The organism is Amycolatopsis sp. NPDC003731, from assembly GCF_053586895.1.
The window spans coordinates 1-23091 of record NZ_JBSFNC010000143.1 but is presented as its reverse complement, the minus strand read 5'-3'; the positions used below and the strand labels follow the sequence as shown (position 1 = coordinate 23091).

24 protein-coding genes are annotated in these 23091 nt (G+C 70.6%); 13 read left to right on the top strand and 11 right to left on the bottom strand.

Going from position 1 to position 23091, the window contains the following annotated elements; genetic code table 11:
* Nucleotides 1–279: 279 nt before the first annotated feature.
* Nucleotides 280–1377: an S-(hydroxymethyl)mycothiol dehydrogenase gene (locus ACWDN5_RS38110; RefSeq protein WP_310968637.1), complete on the top strand. Its 1098-nt coding sequence runs from the start codon at nt 280–282 to the stop codon at nt 1375–1377.
* Here the strand turns inward: ACWDN5_RS38110 and ACWDN5_RS38105 are convergent.
* Complete coding sequence (locus ACWDN5_RS38105) at nt 1374–2993, bottom strand: FAD-binding oxidoreductase (RefSeq protein WP_310968638.1); 1620 nt, start codon at nt 2991–2993, stop codon at nt 1374–1376. The genes ACWDN5_RS38110 and ACWDN5_RS38105 overlap by 4 nt on opposite strands.
* Nucleotides 2994–3090: 97 nt before the next feature.
* Between ACWDN5_RS38105 and ACWDN5_RS38100 the strand changes: the two genes are divergently transcribed.
* From ACWDN5_RS38100 to ACWDN5_RS38075, 6 genes are all read left to right on the top strand, one after another.
* Nucleotides 3091–3654 (top strand): TetR/AcrR family transcriptional regulator, encoded by a 564-nt coding sequence (locus ACWDN5_RS38100; RefSeq protein WP_310969655.1) that lies wholly within the window; start codon nt 3091–3093, stop codon nt 3652–3654.
* Nucleotides 3651–5192, top strand: a complete 1542-nt coding sequence (locus ACWDN5_RS38095) for a glycerol-3-phosphate dehydrogenase/oxidase (RefSeq protein ID WP_449679691.1) — start codon at nt 3651–3653, stop codon at nt 5190–5192. Before ACWDN5_RS38100 ends, ACWDN5_RS38095 begins: the two co-directional genes overlap by 4 nt.
* 69 nt (nt 5193–5261) lie before the next feature.
* Entirely contained in the window at nt 5262–5531 is a 270-nt protein-coding gene (locus tag ACWDN5_RS38090; protein ID WP_043776467.1) for a helix-turn-helix transcriptional regulator, read from the top strand.
* Nucleotides 5528–6067: a hypothetical protein gene (locus ACWDN5_RS38085; RefSeq protein ID WP_449679690.1), complete on the top strand. Its 540-nt coding sequence runs from the start codon at nt 5528–5530 to the stop codon at nt 6065–6067. The genes ACWDN5_RS38090 and ACWDN5_RS38085 overlap by 4 nt, the downstream gene beginning before the upstream one ends.
* Nucleotides 6060–6974 carry an ABC transporter ATP-binding protein gene (locus ACWDN5_RS38080; protein WP_310968641.1) on the top strand — a complete coding sequence of 305 codons (915 nt, stop codon included), beginning with the start codon at nt 6060–6062 and terminating at the stop codon, nt 6972–6974. The genes ACWDN5_RS38085 and ACWDN5_RS38080 overlap by 8 nt, the downstream gene beginning before the upstream one ends.
* Nucleotides 6971–8161 carry an ABC transporter permease gene (locus tag ACWDN5_RS38075; RefSeq protein ID WP_310968642.1) on the top strand — a complete coding sequence of 397 codons (1191 nt, stop codon included), beginning with the start codon at nt 6971–6973 and terminating at the stop codon, nt 8159–8161. The genes ACWDN5_RS38080 and ACWDN5_RS38075 overlap by 4 nt, the downstream gene beginning before the upstream one ends.
* On the opposite strand, the gene ACWDN5_RS38070 is transcribed toward ACWDN5_RS38075, so the two are convergent.
* The 4 genes from ACWDN5_RS38070 to ACWDN5_RS38055 all read right to left on the bottom strand — a co-directional run bounded on the left by ACWDN5_RS38070 (nt 8162) and on the right by ACWDN5_RS38055 (nt 12648).
* On the bottom strand, nt 8162–9508 hold the full coding sequence (locus ACWDN5_RS38070; RefSeq protein WP_449679689.1) for a cryptochrome/photolyase family protein: 1347 nt from the start codon (nt 9506–9508) through the stop codon (nt 8162–8164).
* A 61-nt stretch (nt 9509–9569) separates the two neighbouring features.
* Nucleotides 9570–10886 (bottom strand): citrate synthase, encoded by a 1317-nt coding sequence (locus ACWDN5_RS38065; protein WP_310968644.1) that lies wholly within the window; start codon nt 10884–10886, stop codon nt 9570–9572.
* 197 nt (nt 10887–11083) lie between these two features.
* Nucleotides 11084–12025 carry a carbohydrate kinase family protein gene (locus ACWDN5_RS38060; RefSeq protein WP_449679688.1) on the bottom strand — a complete coding sequence of 314 codons (942 nt, stop codon included), beginning with the start codon at nt 12023–12025 and terminating at the stop codon, nt 11084–11086.
* A 41-nt stretch (nt 12026–12066) separates the two neighbouring features.
* Nucleotides 12067–12648, bottom strand: coding sequence for a TetR/AcrR family transcriptional regulator (locus ACWDN5_RS38055; protein WP_449679687.1), 582 nt, complete (start codon nt 12646–12648; stop codon nt 12067–12069).
* A gap of 101 nt (nt 12649–12749) precedes the next feature.
* Between ACWDN5_RS38055 and ACWDN5_RS38050 the strand changes: the two genes are divergently transcribed.
* The 3 genes from ACWDN5_RS38050 to ACWDN5_RS38040 all read left to right on the top strand — a co-directional run bounded on the left by ACWDN5_RS38050 (nt 12750) and on the right by ACWDN5_RS38040 (nt 15187).
* On the top strand, nt 12750–13886 hold the full coding sequence (locus tag ACWDN5_RS38050; protein WP_449679686.1) for an acyl-CoA dehydrogenase family protein: 1137 nt from the start codon (nt 12750–12752) through the stop codon (nt 13884–13886).
* A 50-nt stretch (nt 13887–13936) separates the two neighbouring features.
* Entirely contained in the window at nt 13937–14470 is a 534-nt protein-coding gene (locus ACWDN5_RS38045; protein WP_310968648.1) for a Uma2 family endonuclease, read from the top strand.
* A gap of 111 nt (nt 14471–14581) precedes the next feature.
* Complete coding sequence (locus ACWDN5_RS38040; RefSeq protein WP_449679685.1) at nt 14582–15187, top strand: Uma2 family endonuclease; 606 nt, start codon at nt 14582–14584, stop codon at nt 15185–15187.
* A 48-nt stretch (nt 15188–15235) separates the two neighbouring features.
* Here ACWDN5_RS38040 and ACWDN5_RS38035 read toward each other — a convergent pair whose 3' ends face one another.
* The 4 genes from ACWDN5_RS38035 to ACWDN5_RS38020 form a co-directional block, all read right to left on the bottom strand.
* On the bottom strand, nt 15236–16453 hold the full coding sequence (locus ACWDN5_RS38035; RefSeq protein WP_310968650.1) for an amidohydrolase: 1218 nt from the start codon (nt 16451–16453) through the stop codon (nt 15236–15238).
* A gap of 20 nt (nt 16454–16473) precedes the next feature.
* Nucleotides 16474–17127 carry a TetR/AcrR family transcriptional regulator gene (locus ACWDN5_RS38030; RefSeq protein WP_449679684.1) on the bottom strand — a complete coding sequence of 218 codons (654 nt, stop codon included), beginning with the start codon at nt 17125–17127 and terminating at the stop codon, nt 16474–16476.
* A 90-nt stretch (nt 17128–17217) separates the two neighbouring features.
* The gene (locus ACWDN5_RS38025; RefSeq protein ID WP_449679683.1) at nt 17218–17703 is read right to left on the bottom strand and encodes a GNAT family N-acetyltransferase; all 486 of its coding nucleotides are present in this window, start codon (nt 17701–17703) and stop codon (nt 17218–17220) included.
* On the bottom strand, nt 17670–18575 hold the full coding sequence (locus tag ACWDN5_RS38020; RefSeq protein ID WP_449679682.1) for an aldose 1-epimerase family protein: 906 nt from the start codon (nt 18573–18575) through the stop codon (nt 17670–17672). The genes ACWDN5_RS38025 and ACWDN5_RS38020 overlap by 34 nt, the downstream gene beginning before the upstream one ends.
* 66 nt (nt 18576–18641) lie before the next feature.
* On the opposite strand from ACWDN5_RS38020, the gene ACWDN5_RS38015 reads away from it, so the two are divergent.
* The 3 genes from ACWDN5_RS38015 to ACWDN5_RS38005 are packed head-to-tail and all read left to right on the top strand — an operon-like array spanning nt 18642 to nt 20871.
* The gene (locus ACWDN5_RS38015) at nt 18642–19220 is read left to right on the top strand and encodes a TetR/AcrR family transcriptional regulator (protein WP_449679681.1); all 579 of its coding nucleotides are present in this window, start codon (nt 18642–18644) and stop codon (nt 19218–19220) included.
* Nucleotides 19220–20050, top strand: coding sequence for an MBL fold metallo-hydrolase (locus ACWDN5_RS38010; RefSeq protein WP_449679680.1), 831 nt, complete (start codon nt 19220–19222; stop codon nt 20048–20050). The genes ACWDN5_RS38015 and ACWDN5_RS38010 overlap by 1 nt, the downstream gene beginning before the upstream one ends.
* Nucleotides 20047–20871: an MBL fold metallo-hydrolase gene (locus tag ACWDN5_RS38005; RefSeq protein WP_449679679.1), complete on the top strand. Its 825-nt coding sequence runs from the start codon at nt 20047–20049 to the stop codon at nt 20869–20871. The genes ACWDN5_RS38010 and ACWDN5_RS38005 overlap by 4 nt, the downstream gene beginning before the upstream one ends.
* A 163-nt stretch (nt 20872–21034) precedes the next feature.
* Here ACWDN5_RS38005 and ACWDN5_RS38000 read toward each other — a convergent pair whose 3' ends face one another.
* On the bottom strand, nt 21035–21589 hold the full coding sequence (locus tag ACWDN5_RS38000) for a DUF3558 family protein (RefSeq protein ID WP_449679678.1): 555 nt from the start codon (nt 21587–21589) through the stop codon (nt 21035–21037).
* A gap of 13 nt (nt 21590–21602) precedes the next feature.
* On the bottom strand, nt 21603–22868 hold the full coding sequence (locus tag ACWDN5_RS37995; RefSeq protein WP_396136886.1) for an MFS transporter: 1266 nt from the start codon (nt 22866–22868) through the stop codon (nt 21603–21605).
* Nucleotides 22869–23091 lie beyond the last annotated feature (223 nt).

Below are 23091 nucleotides of genomic sequence, written 5' to 3'. Positions count from 1 at the left end.
CACCCTGGAACTCGGCGGTGATCAGCGGCTTGCCGGGCACGTGGTCGTAGCTGATGTCGGGAACACCGTTCCACCGCGTGGCATTCGGGACCTCCCACGTCCCGAATGAGTCATTCGCGACATCGGTGGCAACCCGAGGTCCCGCACGGCCACCTGGCGACCCGCAGTTGCGTAACACGCAACATGTTGCGCAAAACCTCACTCATGCGGATGTCGCCATCCCCGCATGATCCGTGATTAGCTGCGGTCGACCAGCAGCGCAGCCGGAAGGTGGTTCGAATGCCGTACGAGGTCCAGGGGGTCGTTTCGCGGGCGAAGGGCGAGCCCGTCTCGCTGGAGACCGTCCTCGTGCCCGATCCCGGTCCCGGCGAAGCCGTCGTGAACGTCCAGGCCTGCGGGGTCTGCCACACCGACCTGCACTACCGCGAGGGCGGGATCAACGACGACTTCCCGTTCCTGCTCGGCCACGAGGCCGCCGGGGTCGTCGAGGCCGTCGGCGAGGGCGTCACCGATCTCGAGCCCGGCGACTACGTCATCCTCAACTGGCGCGCCGTCTGCGGCACCTGCCGGGCCTGCAAGCGCGGCAAGCCGTGGTACTGCTTCTCCACCTTCAACGCCACCCAGCCCATGACCCTGCAGGACGGCACCAAGCTGTCGCCCGCCCTCGGCGTCGGGGCCTTCCTCGAGAAGACCCTTGTCCACAGCGGACAGTGCACGAAGGTCGACCGGGCCGCCGAACCCGCCGTCGCCGGGCTGCTCGGGTGCGGGGTGATGGCCGGGCTCGGTGCGGCCATCAACACCGGCGCCGTCACGCGCGGGGACTCGGTCGCCGTCATCGGGTGCGGTGGGGTCGGGGACGCCGCCATCGCCGGGGCGAAGCTGGCCGGGGCCACCACGATCGTCGCGATCGACATGGACGACCGGAAGCTCACCTGGGCGAAGGACTTCGGCGCCACCCACACGCTCAACAGCAAGGGCCTGTCCGAGGCACAGGTCGTCGAGGCCATGCAGGACGCCACCAGCGGCTTCGGCCCCGACGTCGTGATCGACGCCGTCGGCCGTCCCGAGACCTGGCGGCAGGCCTTCTACGGGCGCGACCTGGCCGGCACGGTCGTGCTGGTCGGCGTGCCGACACCGGAAATGCGGCTGAACGACCTGCCGCTGATCGACTTCTTCTCGCGCGGCGGCTCGCTCAAGTCCTCCTGGTACGGCGACTGCCTGCCCAGCCGCGACTTCCCGATGCTCGTCGACCTCTACCTGCAGGGCCGGCTGCCGCTCGACAAGTTCGTCACCGAGCGCATCGGCGTCGACGGCGTCGAGCAGGCCTTCGAGCGCATGCACCACGGTGACGTCCTGCGCAGCGTGGTGACCTTCTAAACCAGCTTCCCGGGGTTGAGGATCCCGGTCGGGTCCACCGCGGACTTCGCCGCGCGCAGCACCTCCACGCCCAGCGCGCCGATTTCCGCGTGAAGGTAGGGCGCGTGGTCGACGCCGACGGCGTGGTGGTGCGAGATCGTGCCGAGCCCGGCGATCGCCTCGCACGCCGCCGCCTTCGCGCGCTGCCACTGCCCGACCGGGTCCGCTTCGTCGCGGGCCGTCAGCACCGTGAAGTACAGCGACGCCCCCGTTTCGTACGCGTGCGAAATGTGGCACATGACGATCGAACGGCCCAGTGCCGCCGTCAGCGCCGCGCGGACGTCGTCGCGCAGTTCGTCCACATTGGACCAATAAGCGGCGGTCTCCAGCGTCTCGACGCAGACACCCAGGTCCAGCAACGTGTCCCGCTGCCTGGGCCCGGCGAACCGGCCGTGCCGCCACGACTCGCCGAGCGCCTTGCCGACGCGCACGGCACCCGAAGCCTTCAGCCGCCGGGCCGTCTCCCGGCGGCGCAGCGCCACGTCGTGCGCGGTGCCTTCCCAGCCCACGATGAGGAAACACGGCCGGCGCACGCCCCGCGCGGCCAGATAACGGCGCAGCGCCGCCGTCTTCACCCCCGCGTTCAGCGCGAGGGACACCTCGGTTTCGTCCACATCGGACAGACGGGTGACGTCGGCGAGCGCGTGGTGCTGCGCGAGGTCCCGCACCGCTTCGGCGCCGGCCGCCCAGCCCGGCAGCGCGTAACCCTCGTAGCGCCGGACCGCCGGCGCCGGCCGCACCCGCAGCGCGACCTCGGTGATCACGCCGAGCGTCCCCTCGCTGCCGATCGCCAGCTGGCGCAGGTCCGGCCCGGCCGCGGACGCCGGGGCGACGCCGAGCTTCCACGCGCCGCGTGGGGTGGCCAGCCGCACGCCGGTCACCATGTCCTCGAAGCGCCCGTAGCCCGAGGACGCCTGGCCGGCCGAGCGCGTCGCCGCGAAGCCGCCGATCGTGGCGCGCTCGAACGACTGCGGGACGTGCCCGAGCGTCAGGCCGTGCCCGGCGAGCAGCCGCTCGGCCTCGGGGCCGCGGACACCCGCCTGCAGGACGGCGATGCGCGACTCGGCGTCCACCGACACCAGCGCGTCGAGCCGGACGAGGTCCAGCGCGATCACCGACGTCTTCTCCCCGCGCAGAGCGGCGACGCCGCCGACCACCGACGTCCCGCCGCCGAAGGGCACGACGCCGACGTCGTGCTGCACGCAGACGTCGAGGACCTCCTGGACCTCTTCGGGGTCGGCCGGAAGCACGACGGCGTCGGGCACCGGGAAGTCCGCCGAAGGCGAACGGCGCCGCAGGAGGTCGAGGTAGGACAGCCCGGTCGCCCGCGCGAGCCGCGCCGGGTCATCGACCTGCACGTTTTCCGCGCCGACGACCTTCGCCAGCGCTTCCTCGGCAGATTTTGCCAGTTTCGTCGACGGTATTTTTACCGGCAAGTCGCCGGTTGGGGCGGCACCGGGGACCACCGGGCCGATACGCTGGTCGAGCCACCTGGCCGCACGCGCGGGCAGCGGGGCGGCGCCGGCGGCTTCCGCGGTCCAGGACCGGCGGAGGCGGTGGTCAATGAGAGCGTTCACGACTACAGTGTGACACATGGACGTAAAACGTCACACCACGCAGACGGCGGGTTCCTCCGCGCTCGCGGACACCCGCAACCGCCAAACGGCGACGCGAGTGGCCGATGACGTGCTGCTCGACGCCGCGCGCTCGTGCGTGCTGGCCGTCGGTGTGCGCCGCACCACACTCGCCGAGATCGCCCGCACCGCGCGCGTCAGCCGGATGACGGTCTACCGCCGGTTCCCCGACGTCCGCAGCGTGCTCGCGGCGCTGATGACCCGCGAGTTCAGCGGGCTGCTGCGCACGGCGAGCGAAAGCGGCGCCGACGCGGCGACCAGCCGCGACCGCCTGGTGCTCATCGCGGCGGCCGGCGTCCGCGCGCTGTCGACCGACCCGCTGTTCCGCACCCTGCTCGACGTCGACCCGGAGCTCGTCCTCCCGTACATCGTCGAGCGGCTCGGCGCGACGCAGAAGTTCGCCGAGCAGGCGTTGCACGGGCTCCTGGAGGCCGGCCACCGGGACGGCTCGATCCGGCGCGCGCCGGTCGCGGTGCAGTCGCGGTCGGTGCTGCTGGTGGTGCAGTCGTTCGCGTTCTCGCTGCGCCCGGCCACCGCGGACGTCGACGAGGCGGCGCTGATGGCGGAGTTCACCCACGTGCTCGACGCGGCACTGCGGCCATGACGTCCGGCTCGCTCAACGCGCGGCGCCGCGAACGCGAGCTCGCGCGGCTGGCGTCGGGCGAGCGCGTGGACATCGTGGTGGTCGGCGGCGGCGTCACCGGCACGGGCATCGCGCTGGACGCGGCTTCGCGCGGCCTGTCGGTGGCCCTCGTGGAGGCGCACGACCTGGCGTTCGGGACGTCCCGCTGGTCGTCGAAGCTGGTCCACGGCGGCCTGCGGTACCTGGCGCACGGCGAACTCGGGCTGGCGCACGAGAGCGCGGTGGAGCGCGGGATCCTGATGACGCGCACGGCCCCGCACCTGACCCGGGCGATGCCGCAGCTGTTCCCGTTGTACCCCAGCACCTCCCGGGCGCAGCAGGCCCTGGTCGCGGCGGGCCTGCGCGCGGGGGACGCGCTCCGCCGGGCGGCGCGCACGCCGTCGTCGGTGCTGCCCCGGCCGCGCTCGATTCCCGCGGCGCTCGCCTTGTCCCTGGCCCCCGGGCTTTCTTCCCACGGCCTGCGCGGCGCTCTGCTGGCTTACGACGGCGCTTTGGTCGACGACGCGCGCCTGGTGGTCACCCTCGCCCGCACGGCGGCGTCGTTCGGCGCCCGGATCCTGACCCGGCTCTCGGCCACTTCGGTTTCGGCGGACCGGGTCCAGGTGCGCGACGGCCTTTCGGGCTCCACAGTGGACATCCATGCGCGGCAGGTGATCAACGCGACCGGCGTGTGGGCCGGGACGCTGACGGGCGCGGTGCGGCTGCGGCCGTCGCTCGGTTCGCACCTGGTGCTGGCGCCGGGGACGGTGCCGATGGGGACGACGTCGGTGAACATCGGCGTGCCCGGTGAGACGAACCGGTTCGTCTTCCTGCTTCCGCAGCCGGACGGGCGAGTCTATTTGGGACTGACGGACGAACCCGTGGCCGGGCCGATCCCCTCCGTGCCAGTGGTTCCCGAGTCCGATGTGGACTTTCTGCTGTCGCTGGCTTCGTCGGTTCTGGCGCGGCCGCTCACGCGCGCGGACGTCGCCGGGTCCTACGCGGGGCTGCGGCCACTGGTCGAGGGAACGGGTGGCCGGTCGGCGGACCTGTCCCGCAAGCACGCGGTCCTGGCCGGTTCCGACGGGCTGTTGACCGTGGTCGGCGGCAAGCTCACGACGTACCGCCGGATGGCCGAGGACGCCGTCGACGCGGCCATCCGCCTCGCGGGCTTGCCGCTTTCGCCCTGCCGCACCGCGCGGTTGCCGTTGCTGGGCGCGGCTTCCCGGCCCGAGTTGTCGTTCGTGGACGCCGCACCGCGGCTGGTGGAGCGATATGGCACCGAAGCGCCCCGGGTGGCGGCGCTGGGCGAACTGGACACGGAGTTCGCGGCTCCGGTGGGCCCGGGAACGGAGATCACGGCGGCCGAGGTGGTGTGGGCGGTCCGGAACGAGGGAGCGCTGGACGTCGAGGACGTCCTGGAACGCCGGACACGGCTGTCGCTGATCCCGTCGGACGCCGAAGCCGCGCGGGCGCGAGTAGCGGAACTTGTCGACAAATCGCTAGCCGGGTTGACCTAAGGGGAATCCAACCCCTCTTGATGTTCTCTTAAGTTGACGACTCGTTGGGTTTTTGCAACAGTTAGCTGCATGAGCCCGGTCAGACGCGGCAAAGAGCTGCCGATCTACAACCGGCTTCCCGTGCTCCGGGCCGAGCGCGGGATGACCCGAGCCGCGCTGGCGAGCGCCGTCGAAGTCAACCCACAGACCATCGGCGCTCTCGAACGCGGTGACCACTATCCGAGCCTGGACCTGGCGTTCCGGATCTGCGCGGTGTTCGACCTGCCCGTCGAGGCGGTCTTCAGCCGCGAGCCGTTCACGCCTCTTTCCACCCAGGTCTACCGCGAGGGGGGAGCATGACCGAGCAACCGGGCCGTCTCACGGCCTACTGGGAACGCCAGCTCGACAAACTCGAAGAAGCCGAACAGAGCCGAGCGCGGAAGCTGCCGGGCTGGCGCACCCGGAAGCACCGCCGGACGCTCGTCGTCGTCCTCGTGCTCGCCGACCTCGCCTTGGTCGCCGGGGCCACGCAGTTCGAAAGCCAGCCGAAGTGGGCCTTCCCGGCCTTCTGGCTGACCGGGCTGGTCGCCGGCGGGTTCGCGTTCATCACGCTGCGCATCCTGACCGGCCGGATGTGCGGCAGCTTCTCGCGGCTGCTCGACGAACGCGAGCGCGAATGGCGCCACCGCGTTACCTACATCGGCTACCAGGCACTCAGCTACCTGATGCTGATCGCCATGCTCTACGGCCTGTTCGCCGCCGGCACCCCGGAACGCGGCGCGATGATGCTCTCCGCGCTGCTGGTCACCGGCACCACCATCCCGGCCATCGTGCTGGGCTGGTCGCTGCCGGACGACGACCCCGAGGACTTCGAAGAGGGGATGGGAAATGCCTGAGGGGACCCTGGAGATCGACCGGATCTCCAAGCGCTACGGCGCCAAGGTCGCGCTGGACGGCGTTTCGTTCGACGTCCGGGCCGGCGAGCTGTTCGGCTTCGTCGGCAGCAACGGCGCCGGCAAGACCACCACCATGCGGATCGCGCTGGGCGTGCTGGCCTCCGACGGCGGTGAGGTGCGCTTCGACGGCGAACCGGTCACGCACGAGACGCGCACCCACATCGGCTACATGCCCGAAGAACGCGGGCTGTACCCGAAGATGAAGGTGCTCGACCAGCTCGTCTACCTGGCCGAGCTGCACGGCCTGAACGCCAACGAAGCCCACCGCAACGCGGAAACCTGGATCACCCGGCTCGGACTGGCCGACCGCCGCAAGGACGAGGTGCAGAAGCTGTCCCTCGGAAACCAGCAGCGCGTGCAGCTCGCCGCCGCGCTGGTGCACGACCCCGCCGTGCTGGTGCTCGACGAACCGTTCTCCGGCCTCGACCCGCTCGCCGTCGACGTGATGAGCGGCGTCCTGCGGGAGAAGGCCGCCGCGGGGGTGCCGGTCGTGTTCTCCAGCCACCAGCTCGACCTCGTCGAGCGGCTGTGCGACCGGGTCGGGATCATCCGCGGCGGCCGGATGGTCGCTGTCGGCACCGTCGATGAGCTGACCGCGGGGGCGCGCAGCAAGCTCGTCGTCACCGCGCCCGCCGCGGCCCCCGGCTGGGCCGCGGGCCTGCCGGGGGTCGGGGTGCTGGAACAGCACGGCAGCACCACCGTGCTCGACCTCGAACCGGGCGCGGACGACCAGGCCGTGCTGGCCGCCGCGCTGGCGACCGGGCCGGTCACCGAGTTCAGCCGCCGTCGCCGCTCGCTCACCGAGCTGTTCCGCGACGCGGTGTCCGAGAAGGGGGAAGCGCGATGAGGACGTTGAGTGGCCGGCGCGCCGTTTGGCTCGTGCTGAAGCGCGAGCTGAACACGCGGCTGCGCACGCGGTCGTTCGTGGTCGGCACCGGCGTCCTGCTGGTGCTGCTGCTGGGGTACGTCTTCTTCCAGACTTCGCTGGCCAGTTCGGCGGACAAGAACACGGTCGGGCTGACCGGCCAGGCGATCGGCATCGCCCGCCAGCTGCAGACCGAAGCGGCGCTTTCGGGCCGTGAGATCAGCACGGTCGTCGTCACCGACCCGGCGGAGGGCCGGAAGAAGGTCGAAGACGGCGACCTCGACGCGCTCGTCTCGGGCAGCGCGGCGCAGCTGACCGCCACCTACAAGTCCTCTTTGGACGAACAGCTGCGCCGGGTGCTCGACCAGGTCGCCCAGCAACAGGTGCTCGACGGCGTGCTGTCGTCGGCGCAGCTGGAGCCGGCCGAGGTGATGGCCAGGGTCAACGGCACCCACGTCCGGGACGACGCCCTTTCGCCGCAGCCGGCGGACCAGACGCAGCGGCTGGTCGTCGGGCTGGTCGTGGCGTTCCTGCTGTACATGAGCATCATCACCTACGGGATGATGGTCGCCCAGGGCGTGGTCGAGGAGAAGTCGAGCCGGGTCGTGGAGATCCTGCTCGCCAGCGTGCGGCCGTGGCAGCTGCTGCTGGGCAAGGTGATCGGGCTCGGCCTGGTCGGCCTGACCCAGCTGGTCATCCTCGCGGTGGTCGGCCTGGGCGCGGCGTCGGCGACCGGCGTGTTCACGCTGTCCGGCTTCGCGACGGGCGCGGTGCTGTGGGGCCTGCTCTGGTACCTGCTGGGTTTCCTGTTGTACGCCACCATCTACGGCGCGCTCGGCTCGCTGGTCTCCCGACAGGAGGACACCCAGTCGGTGGTCGGGCCACTGAACATCATCCTGGTCGTCGGGTTCATCGCGGGGTTCAACCTGCTGGTCCAGAACCCGGCGGGCTCGGCGACGCGGATCGTCTCGCTGATCCCCCTGCTGTCCCCGATCCTGATGCCGGCCCGCATTTCGACGGGCGCGGCGGCGGGCTGGGAGATCGGGCTGTCGCTGACGCTGACGGTGGCGCTGGTCGCGCTGCTGACCTGGCTCGGCGGGAAGATCTACGGCAACAGCGTGCTGCGGATCGGCAGCCGGATCAAGCTGACGGAAGCCCTGCGTGGCTGATCACGACGTGATCTTGCCGTACCGCTCCAAGGAAACCTGGCGCTCGTGGCCGTGGTCGACCATGGGTTCCGGGTACTCCTCGGGGCGGTCCTTCAGCTTGTGCACCGCCTTGCCCGGCACCGAACGCAGCTCCGGCACGTACTTCCGCACGTAGTCCCCCTGCGGGTCGAACTTCTCCCCCTGGGTCGTCGGGTTGAAGATGCGGAAGTACGGGGCCGCGTCGGTGCCGCAGCCCGCCACCCACTGCCAGTTCAGCTGGTTCGACGCCAGGTCGCCGTCCACCAGGTGCTTCATGAAGTGGCGGGCGCCCAGCCACCACGGCAGGTGCAGGTCCTTCACCAGGAAGCTCGCCACCACCATCCGCACCCGGTTGTGCATCCAGCCCTCGGCGAGCAGCTGCCGCATCCCGGCGTCCACGATCGGGTAGCCCGTCCGGCCCTCGCACCACCGCGCGAAGGCCTCGGGGTCGTCGTCGTGCTTCATGCCGTCGAACCGCTTGTCGTAGTTCTCGCGGGCGGTTTCCGGGCGGTGCCACAGGACGTCGGCGTGGAACTCGCGCCAGCAGATCTCGCTGCGCAACGACTTCGCGCCCACCCGGTCGTCGCCGGACAGGTCGGCCAGGATCGTCCGCGGGTGGATGCAGCCCCAGCGCAGGTACGGCGAAAGCCGCGTCGTGCCTTCGCGGTCCGGGCGGTCGCGATCCTCGTAGTAGGTCTCGATGCCGTCGTCGAGGAACGCGTGCCAGACGTCGAGGGCCGCCTGCTCGCCCGGCTCGGGCAGTGCCGCGGAAACCTTCGGCGGACGCGGGATCCCCAGCGACTTCGCCGGTTCGATCCAGTCCACAAGGGACGGTCCGGTGTCCGCTGGCGAATGCCAGCCGCGGCCGGTCCAGGCGCGGAAGAACGGTGTGAAGACGCGGTACGGGCTGCCGTCCGGCTTGGTGACGCGGCCCGGCGTCACCGCGTACGGCGAACCCGTCTCGACCCACTCGATGTTGTGTTCCGCCAACGCTTTCGCCACCGCTTCGTCCCGGCGACGGCCGTAGGGACCGGTGTCCGCGCTGACATGCACCGCGGCCGCGCCGATCTTGCGCGCCGCGCGGACGACCTCGGTCGCCGGGTCGCCGCGGACCAGCATCAGGCGGCCGCCGAGCTGCTCGTTCAGCTTTTCGAGACAGCCGTACAAGAACGCTTCCCGCGGCGCGCCGCCGGGCTTCAGCAGCGCCTCGTCGAGGACGTACAGCGCGAGCACGTGCTTGCTGTGCTTCGACGCCTCCAGCAGGGCAGCGTGGTCGCCCAGCCGCAGGTCACGACGGAACCACAGGACAACCGGCGCTTCTCGGGTCACGACGGTAAACGATAAACGCCCCGCCGTGCCGGTGCACGACGGGGCGTTTTCGCGGAATTGATCAGCGCTCGGACATCGGGATGTAGTCCCGGGTCGCGTGGCCGGTGTAGATCTGCCGCGGGCGGCCGATCTTGGTGGCCGGGTCGTTGATCATCTCGCGCCAGTGCGCGATCCAGCCCGGCAGGCGGCCGAGCGCGAACAGCACCGTGAAGAACTTCGTCGGGAAGCCCAGCGCCCGGTAGATCAGGCCGGTGTAGAAGTCCACGTTCGGGTACAGCTTCCGCTCGACGAAGTAGTCGTCGGAAAGCGCGGTTTCCTCGAGCTTCTTGGCGATGTCGAGCAGCTGGTCGCCGCCCTTCAGCTTGCCGAGGATCTCGTCGGCGGTGTTCTTGATGATCTTCGCGCGCGGGTCGTAGTTCTTGTAGACCCGGTGCCCGAAGCCCATCAGCTTCACGCCCTTTTCCTTGTTCTTCACGCGCTCGACGAACTTGGCGACGTCGCCGCCGTCCTGCTGGATGCCCTCCAGCATGTCGAGCACCGCCGCGTTCGCGCCGCCGTGCAGCGGGCCGAACAGCGCGTTGATGCCGGCCGAGATCGAGGCGAACAGGTTCGCCTCGGACGAGCCGACCAGGCGCACGGTCGAGGTCGAGCAGTTCTGCTCGTGGTCGGCGTGCAGGATGAACAGCAGGTCGAGCGCCTTGACGACGTCCGGGTCGACGTCGTACGGCTCGGCCGGGAAGCCGAACGTCATCCGCAGGAAGTTCTCGACCAGGCCCAGCGAGTTGTCCGGGTACAGCAGCGGCTGGCCGACGGACTTCTTGTACGCGTACGCCGCCAGCGTCGGGACCTTGGCGAGCAGGCGGATGGTCGACAGCTCCACGTTCGGCTCGTCGAACGGGTTGAGCGAATCCTGGTAGAAGGTCGACAGCGCCGAGACCGCGCTCGACAGGACCGGCATCGGGTGGGCGTCGCGCGGGAAGCCGCTGAAGAACGCCTTCAGGTCCTCGTGGAGCAGCGTGTGCCGCTGGATCTTCTCGGTGAAGTCGGCCAGCTGGGCCTGCGTCGGCAGCTCGCCGTAGATGAGCAGGTAGGAGACCTCGATGAAGGTCGACTTCTCGGCCAGCTGCTCGATCGGGTACCCGCGGTAGCGGAGGATGCCGGCGTCACCGTCGATGTAGGCGATGGCGGACGACGCGGCACCGGTGTTGACGAAACCGGGGTCGTAGGTGATGTACCCCGTCTGCGCCAGCAGCTTGCCCAGCTCGATCCCGGGCGCGCCCTCGACCGGGTGGACGATCTTGAACTCGTGCTCGCCACTCGGCAGGGTCAGCTTCGCGGTTTCTCCGCCGGACTGCCCCGCAGTCGTCGCGTCGGACATGCAAGTCCCTCTCACGTTGGGCACGGGCCGGCGGCGCCTGTACGTTCCACAGGTAGCCACGTGTTCACGCGAGGAAACACTGGCGCCTCGCTGCACACCGCCCCGCTGGGGTATGAAGAATGCCCCTCAACGTTAGTCGAGAAACCCGCCTTCGCGCAGCGGTGACGTTGCCCGTGGGGGCCCATTTGGGACCAGGTTCACACGGTGGCCGCCAGGTCGGCGGAGGTGGGCGGCTCGGCGCCGCTGCGGGACACCGTGATCGACGCCGCTTTCGCCGCGAAGGTGAGGGCCTCGCGCCACGCGCCGGCGTCGAGGGAGGCCAGGTCGGTGGCCTCCCGGGTGTGCAGCCAGGCCAGCAGCGCGCCGTGCACGGTGTCGCCCGCGCCGATGGTGTCCACCACGGTGACTTTTCGCGACGGCACGTGGGCCAGCTCACCTGCGGCGGTGATCACCGAAAGCCCGTCGGCGCCCCGGGTGAGCACCACGGCGTCCACTCCGGACTCGATCCACTTCTTCGCGGCGGCGACCGGATCGGCACCTTCGGTGAGCCACGCGGCGTCGTCGTCGGAGATCTTCAGCAGCCGGACGTCCGGCAGCCAGGAGGCGAACCGGGCCCGGTAGGCGGCCGGGTCCGCGATGAGCGCCTCGCGGATGTTGGGGTCGAGCACGGTCAGCACGCCGCGGGCCGCTTCGCGCCGCAGCATCGCCTCGTACGCGGAGGCGCCGGGTTCGAGGACCATGCCGAGCGTGCCGAGTGAGAGCGCTGTCACATCGTCGGCCAGCGGACCGGGATCCGCGACCAGCCGGTCGGCGGTGCCCTCGACGTAGAACGTGTAGCGCGCGGCGCCCTTCGCGTCGAGCGCCACGACGGCCAGCGTCGTCGGCTCGTCACCGCGCTGCAGCAGCGAGGTGTCGACGGCGGAGGCGTGCAGCCGCTCGATCATCGCCTCCCCGAACCGGTCGGTGGAGACGCGGGAGAAGAACGCCGCCGGCACGCCGAGCCGCCCGGCGGCCAGCGCGACGTTGTACGGGCCGCCGCCCAGCCGGGGCAGCAGCGCGCGCAGCCCACCGTCCACAGTGGAATCCAGGGGGTCGCCGGGAACCAGGTCGACCAGAGCTTCTCCGCCTACGACGATCACGCCGGGAGTTTAATTGACCCCGGCCTGACAATTCCTGTCCGCTATTTGTTCAAGCCACCGAGCAGCAGTTCGCCCAAAGCGGTGAACGCCTCGGCGTCGGAAACCTCGGTCCGCTGGGCGAGCACGCCGGTCTGGATGCCCTCGATGATCAGCCCGGTCATCTCGGCCAGCAGCCGGGTGTGGACATCGCGGAACACCCCGTCGGCGACGCCCTTGTCGATGAACTGCCGGAGCCGTTTCGCGGCGAACCGGCTGTTGAGCTGGTAGGCCTCCCGGGCCGGGCCGAACCCGGCGAGGTCGTGCATGAAGGCGGGCGACGCCCGGTTGAGGTGCTCGGCGACGCCGGCCAGGTACTCCCCGATCAGCTTGCGGGCGTCGTCGATCCCGGCGATGCGCTCCTCGATCCGCTCCGCGGCGCCGCGGAAGAACCGGGTGACGACCTTGACGGCGAGCTGCTCCTTGCTGGGCGCGAGCGCGTAGAGCGTCGACTTCGAGCAGCGCAGCCGGCCGGCGAGGTCGTCCAGCGTGAAGGCGGCGAAGCCCTCGGCCAGGAAGAGCGCCTCGAGGTCGCCGAGCAGCGCCAGCTGACGAGCGGTCGGCCGGCGGCGTGGTTCGGGGCGCATCGGCTCACTATCTCCTACGTCTTCCGGCCACCCCAGACGTGCCGTACGGTACTCTGCACGAGCCCACAGTACTGTTTTCAGTACCGCTTTGGAGGACAACGATGCCCGCCGAACGCCTGCTGCCCTCGTCGGAAGCCGAGGACTTGGTCGCGCTGACCAGGGAGATCGCACGCGACGAGCTTGCGCCTCGCGCGGCAGCGGCGGAGGAAGCCGAACAGTTCCCGCGCGAGCAGTTCCGCCTGCTCGGCAAGTCCGGACTGCTGGGCCTGCCGTACCGCGAGCGGTGGGGCGGCGGCGAGGTTTCGTACGAGGTCTACCTGCAGGTGCTGGAGGAGATCGCGGCGGCGTGGATGACGGTCGGCGTCGGGCTGTCGGTGCACACGATGTCCTGCTACGCACTGGCGGAGTACGGCACCGACGAGCAGCGCGACCAGTGGCTGCCGGACATGCTCGAAGGCTCGCTGCTGGGCGCGTACGCGCTGTCGGAGACGAACGCGGGCTCGGACGCGGCGGCGCTCTCGACGCGCGCACGTCTCGACGGCTCGGACTACGTCGTCAACGGCACCAAGGCGTGGATCACCCACGCGGGCGTGGCGGACTTCTACACGACGATGGTCCGCACGGGCGAGTCTGAGATCTCATGCCTGCTGGTCGACGGGGCCACGCCCGGCCTTTCGGCCGCCCCGCGGGAGCGCAAGATGGGCCTCACCGGCTCGCCGACGGCCCAGATGATCTTCGAAGACGCCCGCGTACCGGCCACGCGGCTGCTGGGCTCGCGCGGCGACGGGCTCCGCATCGCGCTGTCGTCGCTGAGTTCGGGGCGGCTCGGGATCGCGGCGTGCGCGGTGGGCCTGGCGCAGGCGGCGCTGGACGAAGCGGTGGCGTACGCGAAGGGCCGGTCGCAGTTCGGCCGTCCGATCATCGACTTCCAGGGCGTCGAGTTCATGCTGGCCGACATGGCGGCGACGGTGGAGGCGTCCCGCGCGCTGTACCTGGACGCGGCCCGGCGGCGTGACCGCGGGATGCCGTTCAAGCGCCAGGCGTCGATCGCCAAACTGGTGGCGACGGACGGCGCGATGAAGGTGACCACGGACGCGGTGCAGGTGCTCGGCGGGGCGGGGTACACGCGGGACTTCCCGGTGGAGCGGTACATGCGCGAGGCGAAGGTGCCGCAGATCTTCGAAGGGACGAACCAGATCCAGCGGGTCGTCATCGCGCGGGAGCTGAAGAACGCGTAACTCGATCCAGCGACCGGTGTCGCCGCTCGGGGACGGCTAGCGTTCTGCGCATGCCCGGTCATCTGCTGACCATCGAGGAGTACTCGGCGCTCGATGGCACCGGTTTCACGGAGCTGGTGGAGGGCCGCGTGGTGCCCTCGCCCGGCTCCGGCCGCCGTCACGACCTCGCGGTCTGCCTCCTGGCCGCCGCCCTCGAGCGGCAACTGCCGCGCGGACTGGCGTTCGTCGTCGCCAACGACCTGGACCTGGGGCTGTCCCCGGACGGCGAGCCCGGCTTCGTCCGCCGTCCGGACCTGCTGGTCCTCGACCGGGCCGCGTTCGGCCGTGCGGCAGGCCTCCTCCGCGCGGAGGACGTGGTCCTGGTGGCCGAGGTGGTGGTGCCGGGCTCGAAGCGCACGGACTACCGGGTGAAACGCGACGAGTACGCCGACGCCGGCATCCCGCACTACTGGATCGTCGACATCACCGGGCCGGTATCGCTGGTCGCCTGCGACGGCCACCTGGCCGCCGCCGCGGTCACCGGCGTGTTCAGCGCGGAGGTCCCGTTCCCCGCGCGGCTCGACCTCGACGCCTTGGCCCCTTGACCGCGTGGTTCACCGCGTCGAGGTAGAAGTGTCACACGCTCGGTACAGATACGGTCACTCTTGGTTGCACTTGAGCCCGTGAGACAATGCCAGGCGACGTGAGGAGCCGCTGTGATTGCACTTCCCAAGCCGGGCGCTGCTCGACGGTGGGAGATCCCGGATCACCTGCTGACGATCGAGGAGTACGCGGCGCTCGGTGAAACCGACACAGGTTTCACCGAACTCGTGGAAGGCCGCGTCGTGATGTCCCCCAGCCCCAGCCGAAAGCACAACAAAGCCGCCTACCTGCTGGGCCGGCAACTGGAATCGCAGCTGCCCGCGGAACTCGACTTCACCCCGGATATCGACGTGGACCTGGGGCTGGCACCCCGAGGTGAACCGGGCTTCTCCCGCCGTCCCGACCTGTTGATCACCTACCGCGAGGCGAACGCTCGCGTGGATCGAGAAGGCGGCATGTATCGCGCCGATGAAGTGGTCTTGGTCATCGAGATCGTGTCGCCGGGTTCGAAGCGCACCGACTACCACGTGAAGCACGACGAGTACGCCGATGCGGGAATCCCGCACTACTGGATCATCGACATGAGTGAGCCCATCTCGCTGGTCGCGTGTCACCAAGCCGGCGAATTCGGCTATATGGACGCCGCCGCGGTCACCGGGGCCTTCGCCACCGACGTCCCGTTCCCGGTCAAGCTGGACCTGACCGCTCTCCTCGGCTGATCGGGCAGCACGCCGGTACCGCCCGGTCACCGGCGTGCCACCCGAAACTCAGCGCGTCTCCCGGTAGCGGCGGTCCTTCGACACGCCCTCACCCAGTGACTCGTCGAAGTGGTACACCTCGTCGCCGCGGATGAACACGCGCAGCGCGCGGTTCATCACGTCCAGCGGGTCGCCGCTCCACAGCACCACGTCCGCGTCCAGGCCCGGCGCGAGGGAGCCGATCTGGCCGTCCAGCCCCAGCATCGACGCCGGGTTGACGGTCAGCGCACGCAGCGCCGTCGCCGGGTCGAGGCCGTCCTTCACCGCGAGGGCCGCCTGGTAGACCAGGAAGTTGATCGGGATCACCGGGTGGTCCGTCGTGATCGCGATCCGCACGCCGGCCCGCGCCAGGATGCCGGCCGAGCGCAGGGTGCGGTTGCGCAGCTCGACCTTGGACTTCGTGGTGAACAGCGGCCCCAGGATCACCGGCACCTCGCGCGCGGCCAGCAGGTCCGCGATCAGGTGGCCTTCGGTCCCGTGGTTGATGACCAGCTTGTAGCCGAACTCGTCGGCCAGCCGGATCGCCGTCACGATGTCGTCCGCGCGGTGGACGTGCTGGTCCCAGTACAGCTCGCCGTCCAGGACCTTCGACAGCGTCTCCAGGGTCAGGTCCACCTCGTGCGGCTTGCCCTCGGACTCGGCGTGCGCGCGCTTCGCCTGGTAGTTGCGGGCCTTGGTGAACGCCTCGCGCAGGATCGCCGCGACACCCAGCCGCGTCGACGGCGTCTGCTTCTTGTCGCCGTACACGCGCTTCGGGTTCTCACCGAGCGCGCTCTTCACGCTGACGTGCTCGGCGAACGTCATGTCCAGGACGCTGCGGCCCCAGGTCTTGACGCCGATCGTCTGGCCGCCGATCGGGTTGCCGGAGCCGGGCTTGATGACGACGCTCGTCACGCCGCCGGCCAGCGCGTCGTCGAAGCCGGGCTCGTAGGGGTCGATGCCGTCGACGGCGCGGAAGCGGGCGCCGTTCGGGTCGGTCATCTCGTTGGTGTCGTTGCCGGCCCAGCCTTCGCCGTCCTCGTGGACGCCGAGGTGGGCGTGGGCGTCGATGAAGCCGGGCAGCACCCAGGTGCCGGCCGCGTCGACCAGTTCGGCGTCCTCCGGGATGTCGACGTCGGCCTCGGTGCCGACCGCGACGATCCTGCCGCCGTCGATCAGGACCGTGCCGCCTTCGATGGGATCACCGTCGATGGGGACGACATAGCCCCCGACAATTGCCTTCGCCATAGTTCGCCACGCTAACGAACTCACCCCGGCGCCTGCACGCGGGTGTAGGGCCAGCCGGCCAGGCCGGTCTCCAGCAGCTCGAAGGCCCGGACCGCCTCGGCGCCGATGGTGTCGGCGATCCGGTCGTCGGAGTGCCCGGCGAGGGTGAGCGCCCGGACGCGCTCGAACAGCACGCGATGAACGGCGCTCAGCAACCCGGCGGCAGTCTCGACGGCGACGTCGTCCGGCTGGACCCGAGCGGCCTCGGCCAGCGCCTGGGCCAGTCGCTGTTCGCGCTGGTCGTGGAGGCCACGCAGGCACGTGGTCAGGGTCGGGCTGTCGGCGATCACGCGGGCGAGTTCCGGCCGGGAGAAGCCAACGACCGGATTGCGGGTGGCGACGGCGTCGGCGAACGTGCGGCGCAGCGCGGCCGGCACTGATTCGCCCGGCGAGCGCGTGGCCACGGCCTCGGCCAGGGAGCCGACGAACTCCTCCTGGTCGCCCAGGGCCAGGTCTTCCTTGCGCGCGAAGTAGTTGGTGACGGTCTTCTTGGCGACGCGGGCGGCGTCGGCGATCTCGACGATGGTCGTCTGTTCGTACCCCTGGGCGATGAATAGCCTGGTGGCATGTTCGGAGATGAGCTGCCGGGTCTCCTGCTTCTTCGTCTCGCGTAGCCCGGTGGTCTCGATAGCCATGACGTAATCTTACCCTGGTAGTAAGTTTACGCTTACACTCTTCAGCGTGAACCTAGGTAAAATTACGCCGGTACTAAGTTTATGACGCAGCTAGGTGATCCTGGTCTCCTCCAGGTGTACCAGCTCGTGGTTGTTCTCGGGCGTCCGGTGCGTCTCCCGGTACCCGTGCTTGGCGTAAAGATGCAACGGTCCGACGCTTTTCGAGCCCGTGAAGAGCCGGAACAGCGTCACCTCCGCGGGCGCCGCCGATTCCGCGAACCGCAGCAGCGACCCACCCAGCCCGAACCCCTGCCGGTCCGGCGCCACGACCAGGCGGCCGATCACCGCGACCGACCCGGTCACCGTCAGCCGCACCGACGCCACCAGGCGCCCCGACTCGCGCAGCCCCCAGGACAAACCGGCAAGGGCCGTCCTGGTCTCCTCCAGGGTCTCCAGCAGCGGCGGCAGGTCCAGGTCTCCGTGCGCCCGGGCCTCGGTGACGTACGCGGCCCGTTGCAGCGTCAGGACTTCGCCCGCGTCGGCGACGCCCAGGCGAAGCGGCGTCACGGGACCCGGATGCCCCAGCTGCCCGTCCACGACGCCGAGGGCTCCAGCTCGATCAGGTCGGTGCCCATGTTGAGCGCGTCGGCCGGGCACGTCATCGGCTCGATCGCGACCGCGCGGCCGCGGCCGATCAGGTCGTCCGGGGTGAACACTTGGGCCCAGCGGAAGTCGGGGCCGGTCCAGACGAGCAATTGGGTGCCGTCGTGGCTCAGGACGATGTGGTGCCGGCCGTCCTCGGCCGGCACCAGGCCGCCGAACGCCGTGTCGAGGTTGACGCCGGCCAGCACGCGGCCGGCGCGGAAGTCGTACTCCGTGCCTTCGACGTCCTGCTCTTCGGCGTACGGCATCTGCTCTTCGGGAAGCGACGGCCGGACGCGGCTCGCCGGGAGCGTCAGCGTCAGCTCGTCGGTCGGGACGTCGCCGATCCGGAAGTACGGGTGCGTGCCGACGCCGACGCCGATCGGCTGCTCGCCCTCGTTGCGGATCTCGTGGGTGACGGTCAGTTCGCGCGGCGCGACCTCGTAGGTCACGGTCGCGCGCAGGGGCACCGGCCAGCCGGGCTGCACCTCGACGTCGACGGCCAGGGTGACCGACGACTCGGCGTGCTCCAGCAGCTCCCACTCGAGGTGACGGGTCAGGCCGTGGATGGCGTTGCCGCGCGCCTCCTCGGTGACCTCGAGCTGCTGGGTCTCCCCCTGAAACGTCCACCGGCCGCCCTTGATGCGGTTCGGCCAGGGCAGCAGCACCTGCCCGGCGCCCATCGGCGGCTTCGCGTCTTCGGGGAACTCCTCGACGTACGGCACGCCGGCGACTTCGAACGCGCGCAGCCCGGCACCGATTTCGGTGACGACGGCGCGGGCGTTGCCGCGGGTGATCTCGAACTGCTGACCGGTCGGGTTGCCCATGCGCACGACCTTACCGATCCGCGAAATCACTAGACCGGTCGTCATAGTTTGCGCTACGGTTCGGTCATGGTTCGCCGCACCGACACGCGGCAGCGGATGCTCGACACCGCCGCCGATCTGTTCCAGACGCAGGGCTACCACGCCACCGGCCTCACTCAGCTGACGACGGCCGGCGGCGCGCCGAAGGGGTCGCTCTACTTCCACTTCCCCGGCGGCAAGGAGCAGCTCGCCGCCGAAGCCGTCCGGCTGTCGAGCGACCGCACCGGCGCTCTCCTCGAAGCCGTCTTGAACGACGCCCCCGATCCGGCGACCGGGATCGACCGCGCGATCGAGGCGCTCGCGAGCTTCCTCACCGAATCGGACTTCCAGCGTGGCTGTCCACTTGCGACAGTCGCCCTCGACGCCGCCGCGACGAGCGAACCCATCCGGGAAGCCTGCACGGACGGCTACGAGTCTTGGCACGGCATCCTCAGCGGATACCTTGCCGCGCAGAGCATTTCCACCGAGCGGGCCGACGAGCTCGCCACCATCGTGCTCGCCGCGATCGAAGGCGGCCTGCTGCTGGCCCGCACCCGCCGCGACCTCGCGCCGCTGCGCGCCGTCGCCGCCCACCTGCACACGACCCTCGACCGGGAGTTCTCCTGATGCGCGTCCACCACCTGAACTGCGGCACCCTGCGCCCGCTCGGCGGCCGGCTGATCGACGGACGGCCGGGCCTGCTGCGGCGGGCCACCATGGTCTGCCACTGCCTGCTGCTGGAGACGGACACGGGCCTCGTGCTCGTCGAGACCGGCATGGGCACGCCGGCCGCCGTAGACCGGGACGCCTGGCTGGGCGCGGGTTTCGTCCGCCAGTCCAACCCGGTCGCCGACCCGGCGCAGACGGCGATCGCGCAGATCCGCGCGCTCGGCTTCGACCCGGCGGACGTCCGCGACATCGTCCTGACCCACCTCGACCTCGACCACGCGGGCGGGCTCATCGACTTCCCGTGGGCGCGCGTGCACGTCTACGCCGAGGAGCTGCGGGCGTTCACCGACCCGCGCGCCGACGAACGCGGCCGGTACCGCCGGATCCAGTTCGCCCACGGTCCACAGTGGACGTCCTATGCGGACATCGGCGAGCCGTGGTTCGGTTTCGGCGCCGTCCGCCAGCTCGACGGCCTGCCGCCGGAGATCCTGCTGGTCCCGCTGTCCGGGCACACGCGCGGTCACGCCGGGGTCGCCGTCGACACCGGGCACGGCTGGCTGCTCAACGCGGGCGACTCGTACTTCTTCCACGGCCAGGTCGCCGCCGGCCCGCACTGCCCGCCGGGGCTGAAGTGGTTCGAAGGCCACATGGAGACGGTGCGGGGCGCCCGGCTGGACAATCACCGCCGCCTGCGCCAGCTTGTTCAGGAGCACGGCGACGAGGTGAGCGTCTTCGCCGCGCACGACGAGACCGAATTCCTCCGGCTGAGCACCAGGAGCAGCGTATGAAGGTGCACCACCTGAACTGCGGAACGATGCGCCCGGCGGGTGGCAAGCTGCTCGACGGCGAGCCCGGCCTGCTGCGGCGGGCGGAGCTGGTCGCCCACTGCCTGCTCATCGAAACCGGCGACGGCCTGGTCCTGGTCGACACCGGCTTCGGCAGCCAGGCCGTGGCGCGTCCGGGCGAGTGGCTGGGCCGCCCGTTCCTGGCGATGGTCGGCGCGAAGCCGGCGGCCGCCGAGACGGCGGTCGCGCAGATCAAGGCCCTCGGCCTCGACCCGGCCGACGTCCGCCACATCGTGATGACCCACCTCGACGTCGACCACGCGGGCGGGCTGGCGGACTTCCCCAACGCGGTCGTCCACGTCCGGTCCGAGGAGCACCGCGCGGCGACGGCCCCGGCGAACGCGGCGGAGAAGAACCGGTACCGCGCGGCGCAGTTCGCGCACCGCCCGCTGTGGAGCACCTACGACGAGACGGGCGAGCCCTGGTTCGGCTTCGAGGCGGTCCGGTCGCTGAAGGGCCTGCCGGAGGAGATCCTCCTGGTCCCGCTGACGGGCCACACGCGCGGCCACACGGGCGTGGCGGTCGACACGGGCACCGGCTGGCTCCTGCACGCGGGCGACGCGTACTTCTTCCACGGCCAGCTCGACCCGGTGGCCCCGCACTGCCCACCGGGGTTGACGGCGTTCCAGACGATCGTCCAAACCTTGCGCGGTCCTCGGTTGGAGAACCTGGCGAGGCTGCACGAGCTGGCGCGAACCCACCAGGACGAGGTCACGGTGTTCTCGGCCCACAGCCCGATCGAGCTGGCCGCCCTGCGCCGGTGAGTTCGGGAACCGTGGCCGTGTTGACGGCGGCGTGCGGGAGCGATCCGGCCCCGCACCCCGCCGCGACCGCGACGCCGCGCCGCCCGGGCGGTCAGCACAGTCCAGCCGCTGCCCGGCCGGGACACGTCGCGGCCGGCCAAGGCAGCTCGTCGGCTGGGCGTGATCAGCCGGCGGCCAGGGCCTGCTTGACGAGCGGGGCGAGCTGCTCCGGCGTCATCTTCGCCGGGCCGGTGTAGTTGACCAGCACCGGCGTGCCCCCGACCAGCTCGCCGGAGACGAGGGTGGCGGCCTGCTGGCCGTCGACGTAGTAGACGGCGCCGTCCGGGAAGCCCGGGACGTCCTGCGCGCCCGGCTTCGCCTTCTTGATGGCCGCGAGCATCTCGGCGGGCTTGCCCGTTTTGCCCTCGTAGCGGGTCACCGCGAGCGCGCCCGCGGCCTTGCCGCCGTTCTGGTACTCGCAGCTGCGCGCTTTGCCGCCGTTGGCCGCGTTGTCCCGGACCGGCCCCGGCACCGCCTTGAGGTTGTCGAGGAACAGCGCCTTCGAGACGGCCTCGGCGGGCAGCAGCTTGCACGGGTCGAGCGACGCCGCGGCGGCGTTCGTGCTCGGCGCCGGCTTCGGGGCGGCGGACGACGAGGGCGTCTTCGACGGCTCGTCGCCGGACGAGCAGGCGGTCAACGTGGCAGCCAAAGCGACAAAAGCGACAACTAGGGTACGCATGTTCGCACCCTACCTATGCCGTCGGTGCCCGGTATCGCCAGAAGGCCGGGAGCAGGAACATCGACGCGCAGACGAGCACGATGACCAGCAGCCCGCCGCCGGTCGCCGCGGTCGTGGTGCCGAACGCGGCCGCGCCCCAGCCATGGGTGAGGTCGGCGATCCGCGGCCCGCCGGCGACGACGACCGTGAAGACGCCCTGGAGCCTGCCGCGCATCTCGTCGGTGGTCGCGACCTGCAGGATCGCCATCCGGTAGACAGCGCTGACCATGTCCGCGGCGCCGGCCAGCGCCATGAAGACGACGGCGAGCCAGAGCGAGTGCGCGAGCCCGAACCCCGCCACCGCGGCACCCCACGCGCAGATCGACACGACGACCGCGACGCCTTGGCGGTGGATGCGCGTCAGCCAGCCGGAGAACAGCCCGATCAGCATCGCGCCCAGCGGCAGGGCGGCGTAGAGCCAGCCGAGCGCGGGGCCGCCGCCGGGTGGGTCGCCGAAGGTGCGTTCGGCCATCTCCGGGATCAGCGCCCGCGGCATGCCGAAGACCATGGCGATGATGTCGGCGACGAAGGAGGCCAGCAGGATCTTCTGCCCGGCGAGGTACCTGAAGCCGTCGACGACGTCCCGGACCCCGGCGCGGCGCGAAGGCCCGTTGAGCGGCGGGATCGCCGGCAGCCGCCAGACGGCGAAGAGGGTGATGGTGAGGGCGACGACGTCGATCAGGTAGAGGGTGGAGAGGCCGAGGACGGGGATCAGCGCCCCGGCGAGCAGCGGCCCGAAGACGGCGCCGAAGGTGGACATCGTGGTGTTGAGCGCGTTGGCCGACGGCAGCAGTTCGGCGGGCACGAGCCGCGCGACGACGGCGCCGCGGGTCGGCATGTTGATCGCGAAGAAGGCCTGGTTGACGGCGAGAAGGCCGAGAACGAGCCACACGGAGCCGAAGTTCGCGAAGGCCTGCAGCCAGAGAAGGGCGGAGGTGATGGCGACGCCGACGTTGGTGACGAAGAGCAGCTTCCGCCGATCGACGGCATCGGCGACGGCGCCGCCCCAGAGCCCGAAGATCAGCAGCGGCAGGAGGGCGACCAGGCCGGTCAGGCCGACGTAGGCGGAGGACCCGGTGAGGTCGAAGACCTGCTTGGGCACCGCAACGGCGGTGAGCTGAGTCCCGACGGCGGTGACCACAGTGGACAGCCAAAGCCGCCGGAAGGCGGGAATCTTGAGCGGCCGGGTGTCGACGATGATGCGGCCGAGAAGCTTGCGGATGCCCGAGCGGGGCGGCAGGGTCCCCGGTTCACCAGTCACGACACATCAGCTTAGCGGGGCTAACTATCTGAAGTCGCGTGATTTTCCTCGCCCCGGCGACCCAGCGCCTGCCTCTCCGCCCCTAACGGCACGCGGACGCCCAGACCCGCACCCCACCCAGACCTCCCCCGCCACCCCGATCCGAAGCCAAAACACGGCCGGTGGTGCCGGGGTCAAGGCACGCTTTCCCGCCTTGACCACC